The sequence below is a fragment of the Gracilimonas sp. BCB1 genome, assembly GCF_040117685.2.
In the GTDB taxonomy this organism is placed as follows: domain Bacteria; phylum Bacteroidota; class Rhodothermia; order Balneolales; family Balneolaceae; genus Gracilimonas.
The window spans coordinates 1-24,974 of record NZ_JBEDYP020000004.1 but is presented as its reverse complement, the minus strand read 5'-3'; the positions used below and the strand labels follow the sequence as shown (position 1 = coordinate 24,974).

Below are 24,974 nucleotides of genomic sequence, written 5' to 3'. Positions count from 1 at the left end.
CACCCTGAATATTTGACCTATGCTTGAACAAATTATTGATAAAGTATTAAAGAACCGGCTGACCATCTTTATTTTGGTAGCCGCAGTAGCGCTATATGGCTACTTTTCCTTTCGGGATGTACCCATAGATTCCTTTCCAGATGTATCACCAACACTCGTGCAGGTGTTTACCTCCAGTCCGGGCCTTTCTCCGGTAGATGTGGAAACTCAAATAAGTTATCCCATTGAGATCTCCATGTATGGTTTACCGAAGCTGGACCGGGTGCAAAGCACCTCCATTTTCGGGCTTTCCAGAGTGAATATTTACTTTGAGGAAGGAACCGATATTTACTTTGCCCGGCGACTGGTTAACGAACGACTGTCGCAGGCCAAAAATGAGATACCGGACGGTCTTGGTGAGCCTCAACTTGGCCCCATCACCACCGGCCTTGGAACCGTGTTGATGTATGAGGTCAAGAATAAAGAAGGCTACGATCACTCCCTCATGGACATTCGAACCGCTCAGGATTGGATCATAAAACCGCAGCTGCGAACAGTGCCCGGCGTAACCGGCGTGCTGTCGATTGGCGGGGATGTTCGTCAATTCCAGGTCAAAGCCGATATGAATGCCCTGGTTTCCCGAGGACTTACCCTTGAAGATCTCGAAGGTGCCCTCAATAAAAACAACCGCACGGTAGGCGCTTCTTTTCTGGAACGCGGAGGAGAAGAATATCTGGTGCGCGGTTATGGCTGGATTCAACCCGACGAAGAAGGTCTCAATGACCTTGAGAATATAATCGTATCCAACGAAGACGGTACTCCGGTGTATGTGAAAGATGTAGCTGAAGTGGCATTTGGCTCGGAAATCAAGCGGGGAACACTGGTTGCCAACGGGGAAGAATCGGTGGGCGGTTTTGTGTTGAAACTCATCGGAACCAACACACAGGACTTGCTGGCCGAAATGGATAATAAAGTGGATGCCATTAATAGCGCCCTCCCCGAAGGGATGATCATGGAAACCTTTTATTCTCAAGGTGAACTCGTAGAAAAAGCCGTGGGTACAGTTACCAATGCCCTCTACATCGGAGCCATTCTGGTGCTCATCGTGTTGTACTTCTTTATGGGTGATATCCGATCCACGTTGATCATTATTTCCACGGTTCCCATTGCCTTCTTGATCGCTTTCATAGGGATGAAATGGCTGGGAATATCGGCTAACCTGATGAGTCTCGGTGGGCTGGCGATCAGCATCGGGATGATCGGTGATAGTGCCACGGTAATTGTGGAAAACACGTACAGGCTGCTTGAGGAACGAAAAGAAGGAAATGTGTCCCTAACACGGATTGTGAGTGAAGCCGCGCGTGAAGTCATTCGACCGGTCTTTTTCGCTACCAGCATTATCATCATTGTATTTCTGCCACTCTTCTCGCTTGAAGGTGTGGAAGGAAAGATGTTCAAACCGCTGGCTTATACCATTACCTTTGCGCTGTTCGGAGCCATCTTTTTAGCGCTGACGTACATTCCTATTATCTCCAGCTTCATCCTTCCCGAAAAAGGCATGGACAAGGAACCCTGGTTGGTACGTACGCTCAAAAAATGGAGTGAACCGTTGATCGAGAAGACCTCCAAATATCCTAAAATGGTATTTGGAGCCGCTCTTGTTTTGTTTGCCGGTAGTATGGCGATCTTTCCGTATTTGGGAACCGAGTTTCAGCCCACTTTACGAGAAGGGACTTACGCCGTACGCTCGGTGTTGCCTCCGGGAGCGAACCTTCCGACTACCACTGAATACTCCAAGCGACTTCAGGAATCCATGCTTTCCTTTCCTGAAGTGGAAAGCGTGTATTCGCGGGTGGGTCGCGCTGAAGTGGGTGGAGATCCCGAGCCGGTGAACGTGGTATTTAACGTCGTAAACCTCAAACCTTTGGACGCCTGGAAATGGGGACGTGATTACGAAGAACTCCAAACTGCGATGGCAGAAAAACTGACCGAGGATCTGCCCGGCGTATCTTCCAACTTTTCCCAGCCCATTCAGCTTCGCACCGATGAATTGCTAAGCGGCGTTCGGGCCCAAGTGGTTGTAAGTTTGTATGGCGATGATCTGGACGTACTGGCTGAAAAAGCAGGTGAAATTCAGGCCATTGCTAAAGGTGTAGAAGGAGCCGTAGATGTCCGTGCCCAGCAACAAGGTGGCAAACCACAAATCCTGGTTCGCCCGGATCGCGAGCAATTGGCACGGCTTGGAATTAGCATGGATGATTTCCTTAATACCGTTGAAACCGGTATCGGTGGTTCGGTAGCCGGGCAAGTATTCGAAGGCATCCGCCGCTTCGATATCTTCGTTCGCCTCCAGGAATCTCAGCGAACCCACATTGACCAGGTTCGGGATCTGCCCATCCGCACAGCCAAAGGAGCTTTGGTTCCGCTGTCGCAAATAGCCGATGTGGAAGTCTTTACCGGACCCAAGCAGATCTCCAGAAATAAAGCCAGTCGCCGAACTTATGTGCAGCTTAACGTGCGCGGTCGAGACATGGGAAGCGTAGTTAGTGAAATTCAGCAAAAGGTGGCTGAGCAGGTCGAACTACCGGCTGGATATTTCACTGAATACGGTGGACAGTTTGAAAATCAACAGCGGGCGATGGCGCGGTTGTATGTAGTGGTTCCCATTACGCTGGGACTCATTTTTTTCATGCTGTTTTCCACCTTCAGTAGCTGGAAATACGCTGTGCTCATCTTCCTGAATATACCCTTTGCCACTATCGGTGGTATTGTAGCGCTTTGGGTGTCCGGTCTCTACTTGTCCGTGCCGGCAGCCGTGGGTTTTATCGCCATCTTTGGTATCGCGGTACTCAATGGCGTGGTGCTGGTTTCCTACATCAACCAACTTCGGGAGGAAGGACTTGAAACCCACAAGGCAGTTGTTAAAGCCGCCTTGTTACGGCTACGCCCTGTACTCATGACGGCCTTAACCACCGGTCTCGGACTGATTCCGTTGCTACTGGCAAACGATATCGGCTCGAATGTGCAACGTCCTCTGGCAGCCGTGGTAGTTGGTGGTCTGGTAACATCGACTCTGCTTACACTGGTGGTATTACCCACTATCTACAAGTGGTTCGCTGAACCAGTAGAACACGTTGAACTGTAATTATAAATAGATACAAACCTTCAAGGTATTTGAAACCTTGGAGGTTTCATTAAAACCAACTTACTATGAAAGAGATTAAAGCATTTATTCGTACCAACATGATTGATTACGTCATTGATGGCCTTGAAACCTTACCAGAACCGCCTGGTATAACCTTATCGGATGTGCGGGGATGGGGGCACGTTAAAGCCGAAGATAAAGCACGGCTCACCAACCGTATAAAACTGGAAACCGTTGTTCCCGATGAACGGGTTGCTGAAATTATTGATACGATCATCCAAAAAGGAAAAACGGGCAATTCGGGTGATGGCAAAATATTTATATCCGAAGTAGATAAAGCTATAAGAATTCGAACTGGGGAAATCGACGATGAAGTGATTCGATAGGCTAAGATTACATCACTTTATACCCCAAGATTGCTGCCATTTGACCGTGGCAGTAGTCTTTAAACGATGAATAGCAAGTTTTAGAATGCACCGTTACAGCTATTTATGAATTGTATTGGGATGATCCCCCATTCAGTTCTTTTTTTAACTTAAACTTAATAACTATGGAAAAACTAACACTTGATATACCTGTAATACTACCTGACATCCCTGATCATAAGGATAAATGTGTAAGTCGGCTTATTGGAACTCTTGAAGGACGGGATGGAGTGGATCGGGTACATATTAAAACAGATGAAAGTAAAGAACCAAAACTCTGTATTCACTTTGATCCCGAAACGATATCACTAAAAAAAATAAAAACCATTGCTCAACAGACCGGTGCGAAACTTCATGATATATTTGGGCACATGTTAGTGAAAGTGAACGGTATTCGTCATTCCAGACACGCCCGATCAATTACTCGGCAACTCAGAGATGTGGATGGAGTTGTAGATGCTTACGCGAGCGCCACAGGCTGGATCAGGCTGGAATATAAAAAGGGTGATATTAGCAGGGAGAAGCTTACGAAAATAATTAGAGAGACTGGGTTAGATATTGAGAAGTTTTCCGAAGAACTTCAGGACGTAAAAGAAAATAATGAGGAGACAAATGGTAAAGAGAAAAAACCGGAGACAGATCATGAGCACTCACATAAAGAAGAAGATTCGCACGACCATGATCACGGTGGCATCTTTGGCGAAAAAACCGAGCTGATCTTCTCGCTGATATGCGGTAGCTTGCTCGGCATAGGATTCGGCCTCTCCTATGTGAGCACGTTGCCCGGCTGGGTCTCGCTTGCACTATATGTGAGCTCCTACTTCTTTGGTGGATTCTACCTGGTGCAGGAAGCTTACACCGAAGTAAAAGCCGGAAATTTCGAGATTGATTTCCTGATGCTGGTTGCCGCGATTGGAGCTGCAATCCTTGGGGAGTGGGCTGAGGGGGCGCTTCTGCTTTTCTTGTTCAGCCTTGGACATTCCCTGGAACACTATGCTATGGGTCGGGCACGAGATGCCATCAAAGGGCTTTCTGACCTTGCGCCAAAAACCGCTCTGCGAAAAAAAGATGGAACCACCGAAGAGGTACCTGTTGAGGAGTTGCAGGTTGGAGATGTTATTGTGATCAAACCGAACAGTAAAATTTCCGCCGACGGGGTAGTTATCAATGGCGAGAGCAGCGTCAACCAGGCACCCATCACCGGCGAAAGCGTGCCCGTAGACAAGATGGAATATGACGATCCTGAATCCATCGATGAAGATGCAGATTCTATTGACGATAAGCACCGCGTGTTTGCCGGCACCATCAATGGAAATGGAAGTCTGGAGGTAAAGGTGACAAAACTTTCCAAAGATTCCACACTTTCTCGCCTGATCAAGCTGGTTAACGAAGCCGAAGCTCAGAAGTCGCCGACCCAACAGTTCACCGACAAATTTGAAAAGTATTTTGTACCGTCCGTGTTAGTATTAGTGGTGATATTGAATTTTGCTTTTCTGGTTATAGATGAATCTTTTTCAGCAAGTTTTTATCGGGCCATGGCGGTTCTTGTGGCAGCAAGTCCCTGTGCACTGGCTATTTCTACGCCCAGCGCAGTGCTTAGCGGTGTAGGACGAGCCGCAAGAGGTGGAGTTCTGATAAAAGGCGGTCGCCCCCTTGAAAACCTTGGAATATTAAAGGCGTTAGCTTTTGATAAAACCGGAACCCTCACAGAAGGCGAGCCCAGACTTACTGATGTGATCACCTTTGGTGATACGGAGGAAAACGAGTTGTTAAAAGTAGCTGTAGCTGTAGAAAGTTTAAGTGATCACCCCCTCGCTGATGCCGTGGTGCGTGATGGAAAAGAGAAGTTAGGGGAAACTGATTTTCCCGAAGCCGAAGATCTTGAATCCATTACAGGGCGGGGAGTAAAAGCAACGATTAAAGATATAACAGTGTATATCGGGAATGCGGAGCTATTTGAAGAGGCCGATGGCATTAAACTCTCTGAAGACCTTAAACGAAGTGTAGAAGAATTGGAAGGAGAAGGGAAAACGACTATGATTGTTCGTCATGGTGATCGATATCTTGGTATGCTGGGACTCATGGATACGCCCCGCGAGGATGCAAAGGATGTGATTCAAAAACTGCGGGACATGGGCTTGACCCACCTGATTATGCTTACGGGAGACAATCAGCGTGTAGCAGACGCTGTTGCTAAAGAAATTGGCATCGATGACCCAAAAGGTAATTTACTGCCTGAAGACAAAGTGGATGCGATCAAAAAGCTTCGTAAAGAGGAAGGCCATGTAGCGATGGTAGGCGACGGTGTAAACGATGCCCCGGCTATGGCCAACAGCACGGTGGGCATTGCTATGGGAGCAGCCGGATCAGATGTGGCCCTTGAAACAGCCGATGTAGCTTTAATGGCAGACAAGATTTCCGTTCTTCCGTTTGCCATCGGACTGAGCCGCAAAACCAAATCGATCATCAAACAGAACCTGTGGATCAGCCTGGGTATGGTGGCTCTGCTTGTGCCAGCTACGATTTTTGGCCTGAGCATGGGTTGGGCAGTCATCGGCCACGAAGGGTCAACAGTAGTTGTGGTATTTAATGCGTTGAGGTTGTTAGCTTACAAATCCTAACCTATTCAAAGATAAATTAGCTTGGCCAATATGTTGCACACTATAACTAAAGCAGTAAGCTTTTTCCTGATACTATTTATTGCAGCAACTTCTTCTGTAGACGCCGGGCAACCTAAACTTTCGCCAGAAGCTCAGGTCAGTCTCCTTACGGCTTCTTCCGGTGCTGATTTGTACACTTTGTTTGGCCATACTGCCCTGCGCATTTACGACCCGGAATCAGGTGTAGATCGCGCATATAATTATGGTACTTTTGATTTCAACGCTCCGGGATTTTATTGGAAATTTGCCCTCGGCGATCTGCGATATTTTCTTTCGGTAAACAAGTTTGAGAATGCAAAAAAAGCATATTTGAATGACGGCCGCATTATTACTGAACAGCAATTAAATCTAACAGAGAATCAAACCAAACGCTTGTATGATTTTTTGGAGAATAACGCCCGGCCCGAAAATCGATATTATTCCTACGAGTTCTTCTATGATAACTGTACCACCCGGATCTATGAGGCTGTCAAGGCAGTAGCTGGGGATTCAATCCATTTTCAAGAGCCGCAAAATTCGGCAAAGAATAGTTTTCGGCAGTTTATTAATCCCTACCTGAAATCCGTTTCCTGGGTAAAATTTGGGATTAACTTGCTGTTGGGTACTCCCGCCGACCGCAACCCACCCGAGTCGGAAACGCTGTTCTTACCCGACCTGTTAAAAGAGGGATTTTCACACGCTCGGATACAGCAAGCTGATACAAGTCTTGCCTTGGTTTCAGAGCAGAGATTTTATGCTCCTCAGAAACGGTCTGTCATTAGTCCTGCGAGAGTAAGCCCCACTTTAAGCTTTTGGTTTTTGCTGATTACAAGCCTGCTTGCCGGGTTTTTCTATAGAACTAATCACACATTCTGGTTTTGGTTCGACCGTCTGTTATTCGGGATAATTGGGTTAATTGGAGTGTTGATCATTTTTTTGTGGTTTTTTTCTTCGTATCCCTCAACCAAATGGAATTGGAATATAGTGTGGTCTGCCCCGGCCTTGTCGGCCTTTATATTTTCTTTTATGGGCAGAAAACGACTTTCAGAAAATTATAAAGTGTTTTTGGTACTATATGCAGCTATTCTTCTGCTCTTTCTCCTAAGCTGGTCATTTATTCCTCAACAGATCCCCTCTGCAATTTTGCCTCTTCTTTTTTTGTTGGGATTTCGGAGTATTAAAAAGCAATCCGAATCAGTAAATCAGGAAAGGGTCAATGTGTTATAGCTTGCCAATCTTTCACTTATTTAGAATTTTGGAAACGTCAAGATAACTGCTCTGAACTCATATATTTTTATCAAGATCAATAAATATGAGTCTCAAAGATTTTAGTGGTAATTTAGAATTGAATTGGGAAAATTTATACAGGCGACCGGCCCTATGTATGAATATTACTTGTACACATTAATCAACGAATATTATTTCAATAAAGATGACTATTCATGAAAAAAGATTGCAGAGCAGAGATATACAACCGACCGCTATGCGCATGCGGATTCTTCTTTTCATGGCTGAAACTAAGTCGGTAATAAGCCTATCAGATCTTGAAGAAAAGTTTACCCATGCAGATCGGACAACGCTTTATCGTACCTTAAAAACATTCTTAGAACATGGTTTGGTGCATCAAATAAACGATGCAAGTGGGATAACTAAATTTGCCCTTTGTTCTGAAAACTGTACCTGTTCGTACCCAGATGATGTGCACGTTCATTTTTATTGTTTCTCCTGTGAACAAACATTTTGTTTTCCACATCTTGGCATTCCTAACTACGATCTGCCCGAAAATTTTACTCCATCCAACGGCAATTTTGTGATAACCGGGAGTTGTCCTTCCTGTTCTTCCTGATCTTTGCAATTGAGTTGCATTACAAATAATCCTTATTATCTGCATTCTACTTAATCACAATATTTCCCCTTAAAGAATTGTATTTTTTCAGAGCATACATACGTAATCTGAATGTTGCGACAATCGCATCTTTTCTTTTTTCATGGGCAGGGTTTTTCTTTTTTCTACCCTTAAGTGTTTCTGTATTAGCAAGTACTCATGATGTTTCCTCTACCTACAACTTAGATAAAGGCTGTTTTGAAATTGTATTACAACATTCAGAAGAGACTAATTCTGAGTACAAAACAGTTGAAAAAAAGCACCATCAATTTCAAAATCAGTGCTGCTATGATGATGCACTGTTAAGAAATGAGTGCCCGGACTGTAAGTTTATGTTTCCAATCATTCCTTATTTGTTTGGGAACTATGGTGACCCTGTTGTTCAAATTACGTTACCTGTATATCTAAAAGACAATTTATCCCCTCCAATAACTCTTAAGGTTATTAAAGTCACGCAACTTCTGATTTAATACCTGCCTTTCTCTATTTAGCAGAAACAAATTCTGCCCCATCCATTTTTTTCAACGAGCTGTTTAACCTCTGGTCATTCTGTGGTTTCAGCCAAAGTATTTGAAAAAGATCGGCATCAAAGACTAATCTATATTCACACAGCTGTCAACATGATCAACAAAATTATTGCCTTTTCGATTAAGAACAAGTTTATCATCGGCTTGTTTATCCTGTCTCTAATAGGAGTAGGATTATATTCTATGATGACCATTAATCTAGGTTCGGTTCCTGATATTACAAATAATCAGGTACAGGTGATTACGGTATCGGAAAATCTATCTACCGAAGACATTGAACAATTTGTAACCTATCCCGTGGAGCTTGCCATGGGTAACCTGCCAGGAGTAACTGAAATCCGTTCGGTATCCCGATTCGGGTTATCCGTGGTTACCATCGTTTTCGAAGATGATATGGGTACCTATTTACCCCGGCAACTGGTACAGGAAAAACTCAGTGAACTGGGCGAAACGATCCCCGAGAATTTTGGAAGTCCATCCATGGGGCCCATTTCAAGTGGATTAGGCCAAATTTACGAGTACTCCATTCAGGTGGACCCTGCATATGAAGATCAATATACGCCTGATGAATTGCGCACAATACAAGATTGGATTATTAAGCGCCAAATGGTGCTCCTGGAAGGGGTTATAGAGGTCAACTCCTTCGGTGGAGGCATCAAACAATATGAAGTAGCCATAAGTCCTGATAAACTAAATGCAATGGGAGTTAGTATTTCAGAAGTATATGAGGCAATGTCCAGGAATAATGTAAATACCGGCGGGGCCTATATCGAGAAAAACAAGATGGCTAATTTTATTCGTGGCGAAGGATTGATACGCAGCCTTGAAGATATAGAAAACATTGTAGTCAAGAACGAAAACGGACTACCCATCCTAATCAGAGATGTAGCAGAAGAGGTTACCTTTGGAACTCAAATTCGTTATGGAGCTTTTACTCAGGATGGTGAGGAAGCAGTAGGTGGCATTATTATGATGCTGAAAGGCTCAAACCCGAATGCAACCATTCAAAACGTTCAGGATAGAATTGCTGAAATTCAAAAGTCACTGCCTGAAGGTTTAAAGATTGAGCCTTTCCTTGATCGAAGTGCTCTTATTGAACGAACCACCAGTACAGTTACCACAAACCTGGTGGAAGGTGCATTGATTGTAGTTTTCGTTTTGGTAATACTCTTAGGAAGTTTACGCGGAGGGTTAATAACCGCCTCACTTATTCCGCTTTCCCTTCTTTTTGCTTTTATAATGATGAAGGCCACCGGGGTGTGGGCCAATCTAATGAGCCTTGGAGCCATCGACTTCGGTATTATTGTTGATGGAGCCGTAATTATAGTGGAAGGCACGGTTCATGAAATTGAAAAAAGGGTGAAATCCGGAAAACGTGCTTTTAGTAAAACACAGATGAATGAAATTGCCTACAAGGCAAGCAGCACCATGATGAATGCTGCCTTCTTTGGACAGTTGATCATCCTTATTGTATTTGCCCCTATCCTGTTTCTGGAAGGAGTAGAAGGTAAGATGTTCCGTCCTATGGCATTCACCTTTGGGTTTGCTGTATTAGGTGCTATTATTTTATGTCTTACCTATGTACCAATGGTCTCGGCACTGTTTATGAAACCCTCACAAAATAGAAAGGGATGGTTTGCCCGGTTCGAGCGAGGCCTCGATCGGGTCAGCAACAAACTTATATCCTTTATTCAGAAGGGCTACGATCCGGTTATCCAATGGTCGTTAAAGCGAAAACCTGTTGTGATTGTAGCTGCCATACTGCTTTTTGGCGGTGCGATGTTCACCTTTTCGAGAATGGGAGGTGAATTTATTCCACAACTGGATGAGGGAGATATTGCCATGCAAGCCCTATTCCGTCCGGGCAGTGGATTATCAGAGGCGATCGATCAATCCAAGAAAATTGAGACGACACTGCTGGAAGAATTTCCAGAGATAGAAACAGTAACAGCTCGAATTGGGGTAGCTGATATTCCCACTGATCCTATGCCCATGGACATTGCCGACATGTACATCATTCTGGACAAGAATAAAGAAAACTGGATCTCTGCCGAATCTAAAGAGGAGCTGATAGAAAAAATAAAGAGTAAACTCGATCAGACCATGATAGGTGTGAATTTCGTTTTTACCCAGCCGGTAGAGCTTAGGTTTAACGAACTTTTGGAAGGTGTACGAGAAGATATCGCCGTAAAGCTATACGGAGACGACATAGATGTATTGGCGGAGAAAGTTCAGGAAATGGCTCAAATTATTCAAACTATTCCAGGGGTGGGTGATGTGAGTCCCGAACGTACGGCTGGACTACCTCAAATGACCGTTAGGTATGACCGGCAAAAAGTGGCTCAATATGGACTGGATATCACGAAGCTCAATCAATACGTAAGTTCAGCTTTTGCCGGAGGTGTTGCTGGAGTTGTATTCGAAGGCGAAAGACGATTTGATCTTGTGATCCGCTTTGATGAAGCTCATCGTACTGGCATTGAGGATATTCGCAATCTGTATGTAGATCTGGAAAACGGTGCACAGGTGCCGGTTAAAGAAGTGGCGGATATCAGTTATCAGCCGGGGCCTATGCAGATCTCGCGAGATAACACCTTTCGCAGGAGCTATGTTGGTGTGAATACACGCGGGCGGGATGTGGAATCGGTGGTTTTGGATATTCAAGAAAAACTGGAGGCCGAATTGAATCTGCCGCCGGGTTATTACATTACTTATGGGGGTGAATTTGAGAATCTGCAACGGGCCAAGAACCGATTGGCTATTGTAGTGCCTATAGCCCTGTTTCTTATCTTTGTGCTACTGTACTTCGCACTAAAATCGTTCTCACAGTCGGTAATGATCTATCTGGCTATTCCCCTGGCTTCTATTGGAGGTGTCTTCTTCCTGGCTTTACGTGGAATGGACTTCAGTATTTCTGCCGGAGTTGGTTTCATTGTATTGTTCGGAGTGGCTGTGCTAAACGGCCTTGTGCTCGTCAGCCGGTTTAATTCATTAAAAATCGAAGGTGTTATGGATTTACAAGAACGAATTTTGACAGGTACCAAAGAGCGACTTCGCCCCATTTTATTGACCGCTACGGCGGCTATTATGGGTTTTCTTCCGATGGCGTTTTCAACAACAGCCGGTGCTGAAGTACAGCGGCCGCTGGCCACTGTTGTAATCGGCGGGTTGATTAGCGCCACGCTGCTTACGTTGGTCGTGCTGCCCATCCTTTATGCGTACATAGAAAAGCGTAAAATGAGAAAACACAAGCCGGGTAGTACTTCTATGGCCTCCGTTGTGTTGCTGATTATTGGTGGAAGCCTGCTGCTTTCTCCCGATTCTGTACAGGCTCAGGAACAGGTGCTGAATGATACCCTCCCGCAAATTGCGCTGGATCAGGCCGTTCAAAAAGCGATAGCAAATTATCCTTCTCTTGAGGCAGCCAGGCTTGGAATTGACAACAGGAAGGCTCTTCAAAAAACAGCCTGGGACTTTGGCGATACGAACCTCTTTACCGGAGGTGAAGAGTTCGGCAACGGTTCGGACGGTGTTACTACAAAATTTGGCATTCAGCAGCAGTTTGATCTGTTCGGTGTTTTACCAAGGCTAAATCATCGGAATGAACAAACAGAACTTGCCAGGCTGAACTATGAATTGTCTGAGTTAGAGCTCAGGCTCCGGGTAAAGCAGGACTGGTCAACGGTTTTCATCGCTAAACAACAATATGAGATCTATAATCGCCTGAACCAGCAATTCAGGGATATTGCTAGGGCTGCGGAAATAAAATTTGAAACGGAGGAAATTTCCCGGCTGGGATATCTTAATATCATGAATCAGGCCAACCAAATTACCATACAAACAGAACAAGCCTTCCGCGATTATGGGGCTGCTGTTCGAGCTTTTAACAAATGGTTTGAGGGGGACTCGTTATACACGGTTCAAAGTGTTTCAGCCGAACAGCTTGTTCAACCTTTACAGGTAGATTCTACATTCGACCATCCGCTGATTGCTTTATATCAACAAAAAATTGACGTGGCGGAAGCATCGATTAAAGAACAAAGAAGTCAGTTTTTACCAAGTTTTCAAGCCAGTTATGGCTGGCAGGAAATAGCTGGGCAAGGTGGCTTTAATTCCTATGAGATCGGGATCAGACTTCCGGTATTCTTCTGGTCTAAGGCCGGGAAAACTCAATCCGCCCGGATTGAACGAAATATTGCCCGTCAAAACCTAGACCAGGCTCAGAGAGAATTCAACAGTACCTATAACAGTATCCAGGAAAATTATCAGAAATGGTTGCGCTCGTGGGAATATTATCGACAGGAAGCACTCCCTCTTGCCAAAGAACAACAGCAAGGTGCCATCACCTCTTATGAAGAAGGAGCCATAGACTATGTGGCTTTCTTTCAAAGCATCAGAGATGCCATTCGCATTGAAATCGACTCATGGAATGCATTTGGCAATTATCTGAATAGCCATTTCCAATTAGAATACTACCTCAACAAAACTCAATAACAGATTTTAAATCAACAAAAAAATGAATAAATCTAATTTATATATAATTTTATTGGCTGTCCTTGCATCTGTTTTTACAGCCTGCGGCGAGATCAATAGCGATGAAAAAGAACAAGAAGCAACAGAACTTGCCGGTGTGGCTGAGGCAGAAGAAAACATGGTTCATCTGTCGGAACTGAAGTTCAACAGCCTTGGAATGAAACTGGATACTTTGTCCCTGCGCTTTCTCTCAGAGAGCGTAGAAGCAAATGGTCAGCTGGAAGTTCCCCCGCAGCATGAGGCAAGCGTAACTGCGGTTTTGGGAGGTAATATTGGTTCCATAGAAGTTATTGAGGGAGATCAGGTGTCAAAAAATCAGACTATTGCCTTCCTTTCCCATCCTAATTTAACCAAAGTCCAAACTGAATACGTACGGTTGTATCAGCGCATGTTGTATTTAGATCATGAATTTAAGCGACAAGCAAGGTTATATGATGAAAAGGTAGGCTCCGGCCAAACTTACCAACAAACTAAAGCCGAATACGAATCAGTTAAGGCGGAGGTCAAAGGTTATGAGGCTCAGCTGAATCAGCTTAACCTGGACGTTGAACAAATACAAGACGGCGATATTTATTCGTCGGTGCCGGTAGTAAGCCCTATTGATGGGTACATCGAAAAGGTTCAGATTCAAATCGGTCAGTACGTTGATCCCCAAACAATCATGTTTGAAATTGTGGATAACGAACATGTTCATGCCGATTTGATGGTCTTTGAAAAAGATGTGCACAAAGTTAAAAGGGGCCAATCCATCTCTTTTACTGTACAGTCAGTACCGGATCAAATACTTACAGCTACCATTTACTCTGTAGGCAAACAATTCGAACAAAATCCTAGGGCAGTGCATGTGCACGGCGAAATTGATCAGAAAGAAAACTTCCTGATTCCCGGGATGTATATCAACGGCACGATTCACACTTCAGAGACTAAAGCCTTTGCTTTGCCTGAGAATGCCATTGTTGAGGACGAGGGTAAAACCTACCTATTCACCGCAGAACAACAAGAGGAAAACGGAAATACCGAATGGTCTTTCACTCCGGTAGAAATTATGACCGGCATTGAGGAAGATGGTTGGGTTGAAGTGAAGTTGTTAGAACCATTGCCGGATGGAGCACGAGTAGCTTGGAACAATGCCTATTACCTGATCTCTGAAATGAAGAAAAGCCAGACTTCCGACGATGATTAACAAAAACTTTCCGGCAAAGCCATATTCATGTTTTTATGGCTTTGCCGGGGTTAATGCATAACACATAATATTATGAAAGAAATAAAAGCCTTTATAAAACCAAACAGAGTAGAAAATGTAGTTGCAGCACTCCAAGAAGCAGGACATGAAAGTGTTACGCTTTCCAAAGGAGAAGGTACCGGAGCATACAAACAGAAAGATGCGTCCCCATCGCTGGATTTTCACTTTACGGACAGTCCAGTCGTAAAATTAGAAGCTGGTATGTCAATGCAAAGAATCCGATAACGTTGTTCAACTTATCTGCGCCAATGCCAAAACACCGGAACGCGGTGACGGCATCATTTACGTTACAGATATTCAAAAAGCGTTTAGGATTAAAACCTGTGAGCCTTTTGAGGGGTAAGGAACAGGTGATTCTTTGTCACAGTTAAGTTGAAGATGAAAATAATCCCATATATTCAACCATGAAAAAATCCACATTTAATATTCCACAAATGGACTGCTCAGCCGAAGAGCAAATGATTCGAATGAGGTTGGAAGAGTTTGAAGATATTAAATCTCTAAACTTTGATATCCCGAATCGTACATTAGAAGTGTATCACGAAAATAGGCTTAATGAGATTGAGAAAGCCCTTGACTCCCTGAGTTTGGGTTCTAAATTGAATTCAACAAAAGAGGCTCAAATGTCGCCTTTCGCTTCTGATGAGCAGCAACAAAAGAACATTCTATGGTGGGTTTTAGGGATCAACTTTCTCTTCTTTATCATTGAAATGACAGCCGGATGGATTATCAATTCTATGGGGCTGATTGCAGACTCACTAGATATGCTGGCAGATTCATCCGTATATGCGCTCAGCCTTTTTGCTGTTGGAGCAGCGGTAGCAAGAAAAAAGAAAGTAGCAAAAATTAGCGGCTATCTTCAGATGGGTCTGGCATCACTGGGATTTCTTGAAGTACTGCGGAGGTTTCTTGGAGTGGGTGAAATGCCCGACTTTCATTGGATGATCATTATTGCTTCAACGGCTCTTGTTGCAAATGTTTTTACCTTATGGCTTATCAATAAAGCGAAAAGCAAAGAAGCACACATGCAGGCAAGCACAATTTTTACCTCCAATGATATTATTGTAAATGGTGGTGTAATTTTGGCCGGAATTCTTGTTTATGCACTGGATAGCAGGTGGCCGGATCTGCTCATCGGAGCTATTGTGTTTAGTTTTGTCATGAGAGGAGCAGTAAGAATTCTAAAATTATCAAAATAGCAGGTGTTGTTGCTGATATTTACTCCAGGGCATTCGTAATCTTTGTTATGATACCTTGCTTATCATCATCTGTTGTGATTTTATCAAGAACTTCGTTGGTGTTGGCATCAAGCAACAGGACAAATCCGGTCATGCCTTCATTTTTCTCAAAAATTTCTGAAAGTCCTAACCTGGCTGCCATTAACTTTGATTGATGTGCCGTAAAATCATTGGTCATATCCATTTTGACGAAAAGCACCGGTTGTCCTTCAAACTCAGGTTTTGCTTCTTCCATTATTGGCTTTATTGCCTGGCAGGCTCCACACCAATCGGCATACATATACATAGCTATTACCCGAGGATCTTCATCTGAGTTAACCTGATTTGCGTTGAGAGTAAAAAATGATGTTGCAAATACTACGGCGATTAGTAGTACTGGATAAGCGATAAATCGTTTCATCATACTGCTGATTGGTTTAATAAGTATTTAAAGGATTACAAAAGCTATGCATTATCTTTTACAGATTCTAAAAATGATTAATGATAATAATGATCTATCTGAAATCAGTATTCTATTTTATCGTAGCGGGACTTCTGGAAATTGGCGGAGGGTATTTAGTGTGGATATGGCTCCGCGAAAGCAAAAGCTGGGTATATGGTATCTCTGGGATGATGCTGTTGGCGCTGTATGGATTTCTACCCACACTGCAACCCGCGCACTTTGGCCGAGTATTCGCAGCATATGGAGGGGTTTTTATTGTTCTATCACTCCTGTGGGGGTGGAAAATAGATGACATTCAGCCCGATAAATTTGATATGATTGGTGCCGGATTTGCCTTAATTGGTGTAATAATAATGATGTACTGGCCAAGAGGATAAAAAGATCCATGAAATTCTGAAATTCGCACTTATCCAATCGTGATTTCATTTTCAATCGGCTTTATGATTCTAAAACAGGGTGGCTTAACACTGTTAGTTGTTTAATGTATAAAAATGCTTGGCAATCATTCCTAAACCATTCCAATAGTTGATGCTTTCACCACTTCTCAAGGGATCAAACTGTTTATTCATTTCTCTTTTCTTACGGATCTTACTGTTTTATTTATCATAAAAAATTCGCATCAGCTAAGTATGGTAGTATTAATTGAACATTGTTTTTAATCAAGACAAATTATATTTTTAGTCAAGACTAATAAATAATTTTGATTATTAAACATCATGAAATATCGTATTTGGATACCAGTATTGTACACCTGTTTCCTTCTGCTAATGATCGGCTGTGATACAGTTGTACCAGAAGCCCCGGCTGAGAAAGATTTACTGGATGGCCCCATACCCGGATTGACTCACGAAGAACAAGATCAATTTCTTAAAGGGGACATTGCCTTTAATGATGATGTTTTTACACCCCAAACGGGCTTAGGGCCTATTTTTGTGGCCACTTCGTGTGGGAGTTGCCACCCTGGCGATGGAAAAGGGCATCCATCAACATCACTTATCCGGTTTGGACAAACTGAGCCTAATTCACCGATTAATGCGCCTGGTGCACCACAACTTCAAAACCGGGCTATTCCCGGATATCAGCCGGAAAAATTACCTGAAGGGGTTCCAAGTATGAAAATGACGCCTCCGGCCGTTACCGGGCTGGGCTTGTTGGCCGCACTGACAGATCAACAAATTCTAGAAAATACCGACCCCAATGATGAAGACGAAGATGGAATTTCAGGTGTTCCCAACTATGTTACTCCACCGGATTACTTCATCCCGGAAGATCATCATCAGCCAGAAAATGGCAAGTATATTGGCCGGTTTGGTAAGAAGGCATCAGCTGTTAATTTGTTGCACCAAACCGCTACAGCTTATAACCAGGATATTGGGGTCACATCTACCTTCGAACCTCTGGATGTTTACTCGGGTTTGACGACAGATCCGGAAGTATCGGATCAAGTGGTAAGAGATGTAGTTTTTTACCTGAAGACGTTAAAGGCTCCCATCCAGCGAAAGCCACAAAATCCCCTTGTTTTAAAAGGAAAAGGGATATTCACTACTATCCAATGCAGTTCGTGTCATACCCCGCAATGGACCACTCCGGAAACAGACATTGCCGCACTTTCAAACAAAACATTTTATCCATATACCGATCTATTGCTACACGATATGGGGCCTGAATTGGATGACGGAGCTACGGAAGGTTCAGCGGAAACATACGAATGGAGGACCCCTCCCTTATGGGGATTGGGGTTGTCACCCGATTCACAAGGTGGAAAGTACTTCCTGATGCATGATGGCCGGGCTGAAAGTATTGAAGAGGCAATATTGATGCATGGCGGGGAGGCTCAAAACAGCCGTGATCAATTTCAATTGCTCTCCCCTGAAGAAAAAGAAGCACTAATCATGTTTTTGGAATCTCTTTAACCAAGTACTATGGAACGAAAAGAATTTATAAAAACCTGCAGTTATAGTTGCCTTGGCCTTGTGGGGGCAGCATTTTTCCTTGAAGGCTGCTCAGGTCCAAAATATCTGAATGCTCAATTTGAAGATGAGTATTTACTTGTTCCCCTGTCTTCGTTTGAATATGAAAACAAGGAAGAAAATAAATTCAGGAAATATATTGTGGCCTATAATAACCGACTTAAATACCCGGTATCCATCTTCAGATTTTCTGAAACGGAATACCGAGCTTTGCTTATGAAATGCACCCACAAGGGTACTGAGCTTCAAGTATATGGCGACCGGCTTCAGTGTCCCGCCCACGGAAGTGAATTTACCCAAAACGGAGAAGTGCAGAATGGTCCGGCAGAAGCTCCGCTTCGAACTTTTCCTGTACAGGTTGAAGGTACTTTATTAAAAATCGATATGGGATAAGTACATCTTTAAAAAATATTTTTAGCCCTTATGAAAAAAATAATACTACTTTTTTTAATTCTATTCAGTACAATCAACGCCAACGCACAGGTTGATAGTACCCTGTTCAAAGATACCCCGCGCGATACATTGGCGGAAGATACAATGAACATGGATGCCGTTTATGAGCGCCCGTTTTTCCAGGCGGGAACATCGCCTGTCTCTGTCGGTGGCTATATAGAGGCCGATTACCAATATATAGGAGAAGACGGGATTACCGAAGGCCATACCTTCCGCGTTCCTCGGTTTACACTTTTTGTAGGCTCTTCCATTCATCCAAAAGTCAAGTTTCTTTCAGAAATTGAATTTGAAGAAGGTGGTAACGAGATTGCCGTTGAGTTTGCGGCATTGGATATCAATTTTTTCCCGATGCTTAATTTTCGTGGAGGGATTATTATGAATCCTATTGGGGCTTTTAACCAAAATCATGATGGCCCTAAATGGGAGTTTGTTGACCGGCCCATTGCCATGACCGAAATGCTGCCTGCTACCTGGAGCAACGTGGGTTTTGGCCTCTACGGAAAGCGATATGTTAACGATTGGGCTTTTGGCTACGAGGTTTATCTCACCAACGGATTTGATAACAGCATTATCGCAAACGGGGAAAACAAAACCTTTCTCCCCGCAGCCAAAGAAAATTTCGAACGTTTTGAAGAAAGCAACAATGGGCAACCTTTAATTACAGGAAAACTCGCTGTGAAAAATCAGAACATCGGAGAAATTGGCCTTTCTTATATGGGAGGGGTTTACAATACCTTTGAAGATGACGGACTGATTCTGGATGAAGAAAGGCGGTTGGATGTTTTTGCCATAGATTTTAATACCTCCCTGGAAAAAACAAGTACCTACATAACCGGCGAATGGGCATGGGTGATGGTTGATGTTCCGCAAACCTACGGACAGCAATTCGGAGACCGGCAGCAAGGCGGATTTGTGGATATCGTGCAGCCGGTTTTCAGGCAGCCGTTGGCTGGTTTTGAGAATGCGGTACTAAACCTGGCTGTCAGGCTGGAATATGTGGACTGGAATGTGGGAACATTTCGAGAAACAGGAGCAAATATTTCAGATGATTTGTGGGCCATTGTTCCAGGTGTGAGCTTCAGGCCTTCTGCTCAAACCGTGCTGCGCTTGAACTACCGATATATGCAGCAGCAAGATATTTTGGGTAATCCAGCGGCAAAAATTGCAGGAATTCAAATCGGGATTTCCAGTTATTTTTGAAAATCTACTCAAAAATAAGTCGGGATTCTTAAATAAATTAGAAGCCAGCAACCTTTATAATCCGGATGATGTGAATAAGAGAATTCACGAGATTCTGAAACCTTACACCTTCAGCCATAGCACTATAGAAGTGTAATTAGATGAAGGAACTTCACCTTTGATTGAGTCAAATGGTTGTTAACACTCTGTCAAACCGCACAGCAGCTCAATTTCTTCACGTCTTTGTCGAAAGTGAGAGCCGCAAGCTTAATTCCTTCAGAAAGAGTCAGATAGGGATGAAATTCCGACTTGAGTGACTGAATGGTTACGCCATGTCGAATCGCCAGAACCAGTTCCATTAGTAGTTCAGAGCCTTCCGGTGCCAAAATACGGGCTCCAATCAAACGGTCATTGTCTTTGTTTCGGATTAATTTGATATAACCACGGGTGTCCCGAGCGGCGATGGACCGAGGTACATTGTCCAGCGTAAGTTTCGTTGCCTGATAGTTGACTCCCTCTTCTTCGGCTTGTTGTTCATCCATGCCCACACCGGCCACTTGTGGATCAGTGAAAATAACCCACGGTAAGACTGAAAAATCGGCTTTTCCATGACTGGCTCTCATCGCATTTTCAGCTGCGATTTTTCCTTCATAGGCCGCAGTGTACACGAACTGCCGTTCGCCAAGTACATCGCCGGCGGCAAAGATGTTGGGTGTATTGGTTCGCATGGTTTCATCAACGGGAATGTAATTGCGTCCTTTGGTCTCAATTCCTGCGGATTTAAGATTCAGGTTCCCTGTATTTCCCTGCCTGCCGGTAGCAACTAATATCTGATTGGCTTCAAGTTCTTTTTCTTCTCCGTTTACCGTAAACCGAATACTTCTTTTTTTATCTGATTTTGTAACCTCCAGAATATCTGTATTCGTCAAAATGGTCAATCCTTCCTCTTCCAAATATCCCGTCAAGGCTGTTGCAAGCTCTTCGGGTTGATCACTTAACACATGTTCTGATCGCTGCAATACAGTCACCTTGCTTCCAAGCCGACTAAAGAGTTGCGCATTTTCAAGAGCAATATATCCGCCGCCAAGTATGACGAGCTCTTCCGGAAGTTCCTCAAGTTCATAGGCCGATTCATTGGTCAGATATCCCGCTTCTTTCAGTCCGGGTATTTCAGGAATAAACGGGGAAGCTCCTGTGGCAATTAAAATGTTCTCAGCGGTATAGGTTGAATTATTAACCTGAACCTGATTTGCTTGAATTAACTTTCCGTACCCCTCAATGAGGGTAATGTTTGGATCATCCTTTATAACATTCACATACTTTTCCTGGCGAAGATCACGAACCATCTTCCGTTTTTGCTCAATCACTTTTTTGAAATCACTAATGGTTGCCGTGGTTTCAATCCCTTCAAACCTCGGATGGGAAGCATTGTGAAAGGCTTCTGCTGTTCGGATCAGTGTTTTGGAAGGCACGCACCCCACATTTACGCACGTTCCACCGGTTGGCAAACCTTTATTAATAATCAGCGCGGTTCCACCCAATTCACTCGTTCGGATAGCGGCAGCAAAAGCGGCCGAACCGCCCCCGATAATAATCAACGAGTAATGGTTATCACCCGATTGCTCTTTTCCAGAGTCGCCCACTACCTGATACTTTCCCGTCTGATTTACGGCTTCAATCACTGAAGCTTTATCAAGGGTGGATTCATCAAATGATATCGTGGCTTTCCCTTTAGGGTAGCTTACATACGCCTTCTGTATTCCGTTTAGTTTGGATAGATTATTTTCAATAGACACGGCGCAATGATCACATGTCATGCCCGCTATGTCCAGTTCCAGTTCTTTCATCCTATTATTCGTTTTCTTGCTCTTGTTGAAGGTTGGCTGTAAATCCGGTCTTATTGATCGCATCCTGAAGTTCTTTTTCCGTGAGCTTCGTTTTCAAATACGAAATAGTAGCCGTTCCGCTGTCGTAGGATACCTCGGACTCAATAATTCCATCGAGTTTACCCAACTCATTTTTCACACTGGCTTCACACCCAGCGCAGGTCATGCCCTCCACATTAAAGATGACATGTTCTACATCTGCCTCGGAAACATATTGTATTTGAGTGGGCTGAGCGTCAGAGAAAAACCAATGAGAGTAATTTGGAAAAGCCAGCAACAGCGCCGCCACAACGGTTACGATGCCAAGAAACGATTTAGACTGGGTGAAACGGGCTTCTTCAGGATCACATTCACAGTCGATCTCTTTTGAGGGCTTCAGTTTTTGGTACCATGCAAACCCAAGTAAAAGAACAGTCAGCCCAATTAAATAAGGCCGGAATGGGTCCATGAATGAAAATGTAGAGGCGATACCACTTGTGCCTGCCAGAATAGCCAGCACCGGAGTGATGCAGCAAAGGGAGGCGATAAATGCAACTCCGAGTCCCGCACCCAGCCATTTGGTATCAGAATTATTTTTCTGTTGCTTGTTCATGCGGCTAATACCTCCATAATGGTATTGTTTTCAATTTGGTTGAAAAGTGGTTTCAAAAGATCGTCATAAGGTTCTTGCAGAGAATAGAAGATGAGTTTTCCCTCTCTTCTTGAATCTAAAAGTCCGGCGTCTTTCAATTTTCGCAGGTGTTGTGATACCGCCGGTACGGTCATATCTAAAATATCGCTCAAATCGCACGGGCATAAATCTTCCTCCGTGCTCAACAAGAACAGAATTTTGAGGCGAACATCATTTCCGGCCAGCTTTAGTATGTCCGAGAGTTTTAAGATGGATGATTCTACCGCATGGATAGAATCAATGCAGCGGTTGATCTGGTTCAGATCGGCTACATCACGAATACAGGATTGTTTGCTCATAGGAATTATTATTTAAGTGATTGCTTAAATATAAAGTCAATGAAACGTTTAAGCAAATGATTAAATGAGGAAGTAAGTTAGGTACATACCCGTGTCTAAGGGCGGTTACTTATAAAAAAATTCGGAATTATTGAGTGAGATTATAGTATCCAAAGGCGTGATCATATATTGAATAAAGGAAACGTTGTTTATAGCCATCATTGGCAGGAAGAAATTACATTGTCTTTGAGCACTGATTTTGTTAGCCTAAGCGCCAACCAAATTGTTTATCTATGACCATTCAGGAATACGTTGATCAGTTAAATCTAAGATATAAATCAGGCATTTCGAGGGAACACAGCTATCGGGGCGATTTACAAACATTGCTTGGTGATCTTTTACCCGACCTGCTTATAACCAATGAACCCTCACGAACAGATGTTGGAGCCCCCGACTATATCCTCACTAAAGGCAAAATTCCAGTTGGATATATTGAAGCCAAAGACATTGGCGATCCGGATCTCGAAGGAAAGAAGAAGAATAAAGAACAGTTTGAACGCTACAAAACCGGTCTCCCGAATCTGATCTTTACTGATTACCTCGATTTCCGTGTATTTCGGGATGGAGAATTCCTGACCTCCGTTGCTATCGCGGAAATCAAAGACGGCAGTATTGTTGGGTTGACTGAGAACTACAATGAGTTCGAAAACATCATCAAAGATTTTGGTACACATGTGGGGCAAACCATCCGCAGTGCCAATAAGCTGTCGAAGATGATGGCCGGTAAAGCCCGAATCCTCGCTGATGTAATTGAGAAAGCCCTGAATGCCGATGAAGAAAAGCAAAAAAACAAAGTAAACGAGACGGCTAACAATACCCTACGGGAACAACTGGCTGCATTTCAGAATGTATTGATCCACGATATCAAGGCGAAGGAGTTTGCGGACATCTATGCCCAGACGATTGCTTACGGCATGTTTGCAGCCCGACTCCACGATTCAAGTTTGGATACCTTTGATCGACATGAGGCAGCAGCGCTTATTCCAAAAACCAATCCCTTTCTTCGTAAGCTATTTCAATACATAGCTGGTTATGATCTGGATGATCGTATCGTATGGGTGGTAGATGGATTAGCTGATATTTTCAGAGCGACTGATGTTGATGGCCTTCTAAAGAACTTTGGTAAAGCTACTCAACAACAAGATCCCATCATTCATTTTTATGAAACGTTCCTGGCTGAATACGATCCTAAGCTTCGGAAAAGTCGCGGTGTTTGGTACACGCCAGAACCGGTCGTAAACTTTATTGTACGAGCTGTGGATGACATTCTGAAGGTCGAATTTGGACTGAAAGACGGACTGGCCGACACCTCTAAAACAAAAGTGAAGGTAAAAGTTCCCACCCATGACAAACGTCACAAAGGTGGAATGGTGGAAGAAGAGCGGGAAGTCCACAAAGTCCAGATCCTGGACCCGGCCGCGGGAACCGGAACCTTTCTTGCCGAAGTGATCAAACAAATTCATTCCAAGTTTGAAGGACAGCAAGGCATCTGGACTACCTACGTGGAAGAGCATCTTATTCCTCGCCTGAATGGATTTGAGATCTTAATGGCTAGTTATGCAATGGCACACCTAAAATTGGATTTACTGCTTCGAGAAACGGGTGTTGAGCCAAGTGGAAGTGAACGTTTCCGGGTTTATCTCACCAATTCTTTGGAAGAACACCATCCAGACACAGGAACCTTATTTGCCGGCTGGCTAAGTGAAGAAGCAAATGAAGCCAATCATATTAAGCGTGATACTCCAGTGATGGTTGTGATGGGGAATCCGCCTTATTCGGTGAGTAGTAGGAATAAAGGAGTGTGGATTGAAAAGCTCATGAAGGAGTATAAAAGAAATTTAAAGGAAAGAAATATTCAACCTTTATCGGATGATTACATAAAATTTATCAGATATGGACAACACCTTATTGATAAAAATGGAGAAGGAATTTTGGCTTATGTATCAAACAATAGCTTTATAGATGGCATTATACATAAGAGAATGAGACAATCCTTGCTTGAAAGTTTTGATGATATATACATAATTGATCTACATGGTAATTCTAACAAGAAGGAAACCACTCCTGATGGTAAAAAAGATGAAAATGTCTTTGATATTCAACAAGGAGTCTCAATAAATATTTTCGTAAAGAAAAACAGGAAGAGAGATAAATCTAAAAAGGGGCAGGTGCATCAATTTGACTTATCGGTGAAGCGGCGCACGAAAAACGCGAAAGCGTTTCACGATAAATGCGAAAACCTAGATGTTCAAAGCTGCACCAGTGGTTAAACACCCGATTCATAACTGAACCAAGTAGGTACAACATAACCAAAAACGCGAAAGCGTTTCACGATAAATGCGAAAACCTAGATGTTCAAAGCTGCACCAGTGGTTAAAGAAATTGGCTTCGATAAAATAGTCGTCAGGCAGGCGTTACACAA

16 protein-coding genes and 2 pseudogenes are annotated in these 24,974 nt (G+C 43.6%); 14 read left to right on the top strand and 4 right to left on the bottom strand.

The annotated features are described in order from the left end of the window. Positions 1–19 precede the first annotated feature (19 nt). From ABFW99_RS01960 to ABFW99_RS01920, 9 genes and pseudogenes are all read left to right on the top strand, one after another. A complete protein-coding gene (locus tag ABFW99_RS01960) occupies positions 20–3,124 on the top strand; it encodes an efflux RND transporter permease subunit (RefSeq protein WP_349353317.1) in 3,105 nt (1,034 codons plus the stop codon). Between the two features lie 65 nt (positions 3,125–3,189). Continuing rightward, the gene (locus tag ABFW99_RS01955) at positions 3,190–3,510 is read left to right on the top strand and encodes a P-II family nitrogen regulator (protein ID WP_349353318.1); all 321 of its coding nucleotides are present in this window, start codon (positions 3,190–3,192) and stop codon (positions 3,508–3,510) included. A 164-nt stretch (positions 3,511–3,674) separates the two neighbouring features. Beyond that, complete coding sequence (locus ABFW99_RS01950; RefSeq protein WP_349353319.1) at positions 3,675–6,170, top strand: heavy metal translocating P-type ATPase; 2,496 nt, start codon at positions 3,675–3,677, stop codon at positions 6,168–6,170. Positions 6,171–6,200: 30 nt separating this feature from the next. After that, positions 6,201–7,415 carry a lipoprotein N-acyltransferase Lnb domain-containing protein gene (locus tag ABFW99_RS01945; protein WP_349353320.1) on the top strand — a complete coding sequence of 405 codons (1,215 nt, stop codon included), beginning with the start codon at positions 6,201–6,203 and terminating at the stop codon, positions 7,413–7,415. Between the two features lie 205 nt (positions 7,416–7,620). Continuing rightward, positions 7,621–8,034 carry a Fur family transcriptional regulator gene (locus ABFW99_RS01940; RefSeq protein WP_428235184.1) on the top strand — a complete coding sequence of 138 codons (414 nt, stop codon included), beginning with the start codon at positions 7,621–7,623 and terminating at the stop codon, positions 8,032–8,034. A gap of 659 nt (positions 8,035–8,693) precedes the next feature. Then, positions 8,694–13,094, top strand: coding sequence for a CusA/CzcA family heavy metal efflux RND transporter (locus tag ABFW99_RS01935; RefSeq protein ID WP_349353321.1), 4,401 nt, complete (start codon positions 8,694–8,696; stop codon positions 13,092–13,094). 22 nt (positions 13,095–13,116) lie between these two features. Further along, entirely contained in the window at positions 13,117–14,316 is a 1,200-nt protein-coding gene (locus tag ABFW99_RS01930) for an efflux RND transporter periplasmic adaptor subunit (RefSeq protein WP_103664465.1), read from the top strand. 72 nt (positions 14,317–14,388) lie between these two features. Then, positions 14,389–14,719: pseudogene (locus ABFW99_RS01925) on the top strand (P-II family nitrogen regulator). Between the two features lie 61 nt (positions 14,720–14,780). Beyond that, positions 14,781–15,575: a cation transporter gene (locus ABFW99_RS01920; RefSeq protein WP_020403972.1), complete on the top strand. Its 795-nt coding sequence runs from the start codon at positions 14,781–14,783 to the stop codon at positions 15,573–15,575. Between the two features lie 19 nt (positions 15,576–15,594). On the opposite strand, the gene ABFW99_RS01915 is transcribed toward ABFW99_RS01920, so the two are convergent. Next, on the bottom strand, positions 15,595–16,017 hold the full coding sequence (locus tag ABFW99_RS01915) for a thioredoxin domain-containing protein (protein WP_255135942.1): 423 nt from the start codon (positions 16,015–16,017) through the stop codon (positions 15,595–15,597). Between the two features lie 86 nt (positions 16,018–16,103). Here ABFW99_RS01915 and ABFW99_RS01910 point away from each other — a divergent pair, with 86 nt between their 5' ends. The 4 genes from ABFW99_RS01910 to ABFW99_RS01895 all read left to right on the top strand — a co-directional run bounded on the left by ABFW99_RS01910 (position 16,104) and on the right by ABFW99_RS01895 (position 19,679). Next, positions 16,104–16,433, top strand: coding sequence for a YnfA family protein (locus ABFW99_RS01910; protein ID WP_290878342.1), 330 nt, complete (start codon positions 16,104–16,106; stop codon positions 16,431–16,433). A 390-nt stretch (positions 16,434–16,823) separates the two neighbouring features. After that, the gene (locus ABFW99_RS01905) at positions 16,824–17,969 is read left to right on the top strand and encodes a di-heme oxidoredictase family protein (RefSeq protein WP_349353322.1); all 1,146 of its coding nucleotides are present in this window, start codon (positions 16,824–16,826) and stop codon (positions 17,967–17,969) included. A 9-nt stretch (positions 17,970–17,978) separates the two neighbouring features. Beyond that, on the top strand, positions 17,979–18,419 hold the full coding sequence (locus ABFW99_RS01900) for a Rieske (2Fe-2S) protein (RefSeq protein WP_349353323.1): 441 nt from the start codon (positions 17,979–17,981) through the stop codon (positions 18,417–18,419). Positions 18,420–18,449: 30 nt separating this feature from the next. Then, positions 18,450–19,679, top strand: a complete 1,230-nt coding sequence (locus ABFW99_RS01895) for a hypothetical protein (protein ID WP_349353324.1) — start codon at positions 18,450–18,452, stop codon at positions 19,677–19,679. 188 nt (positions 19,680–19,867) lie between these two features. Here the strand turns inward: ABFW99_RS01895 and merA are convergent, their stop codons facing one another. From merA to ABFW99_RS01880, 3 genes are read right to left on the bottom strand one after another with little or no spacing between them, the layout of a single operon-like run. Continuing rightward, complete coding sequence (gene merA / locus ABFW99_RS01890; protein WP_349353325.1) at positions 19,868–21,568, bottom strand: mercury(II) reductase; 1,701 nt, start codon at positions 21,566–21,568, stop codon at positions 19,868–19,870. Next, positions 21,510–22,136 (bottom strand): mercuric transport protein MerTP, encoded by a 627-nt coding sequence (merTP, locus tag ABFW99_RS01885; protein WP_349353326.1) that lies wholly within the window; start codon positions 22,134–22,136, stop codon positions 21,510–21,512. The genes merA and merTP overlap by 59 nt, the downstream gene beginning before the upstream one ends. Next, the gene (locus ABFW99_RS01880) at positions 22,133–22,513 is read right to left on the bottom strand and encodes an ArsR/SmtB family transcription factor (RefSeq protein ID WP_349353327.1); all 381 of its coding nucleotides are present in this window, start codon (positions 22,511–22,513) and stop codon (positions 22,133–22,135) included. Before ABFW99_RS01880 ends, merTP begins: the two co-directional genes overlap by 4 nt. Before the next feature lie 272 nt (positions 22,514–22,785). Between ABFW99_RS01880 and ABFW99_RS01875 the strand changes: the two are divergent. After that, a pseudogene (locus ABFW99_RS01875) lies at positions 22,786–24,759 on the top strand (N-6 DNA methylase); the annotation flags it as partial. Positions 24,760–24,974 lie beyond the last annotated feature (215 nt).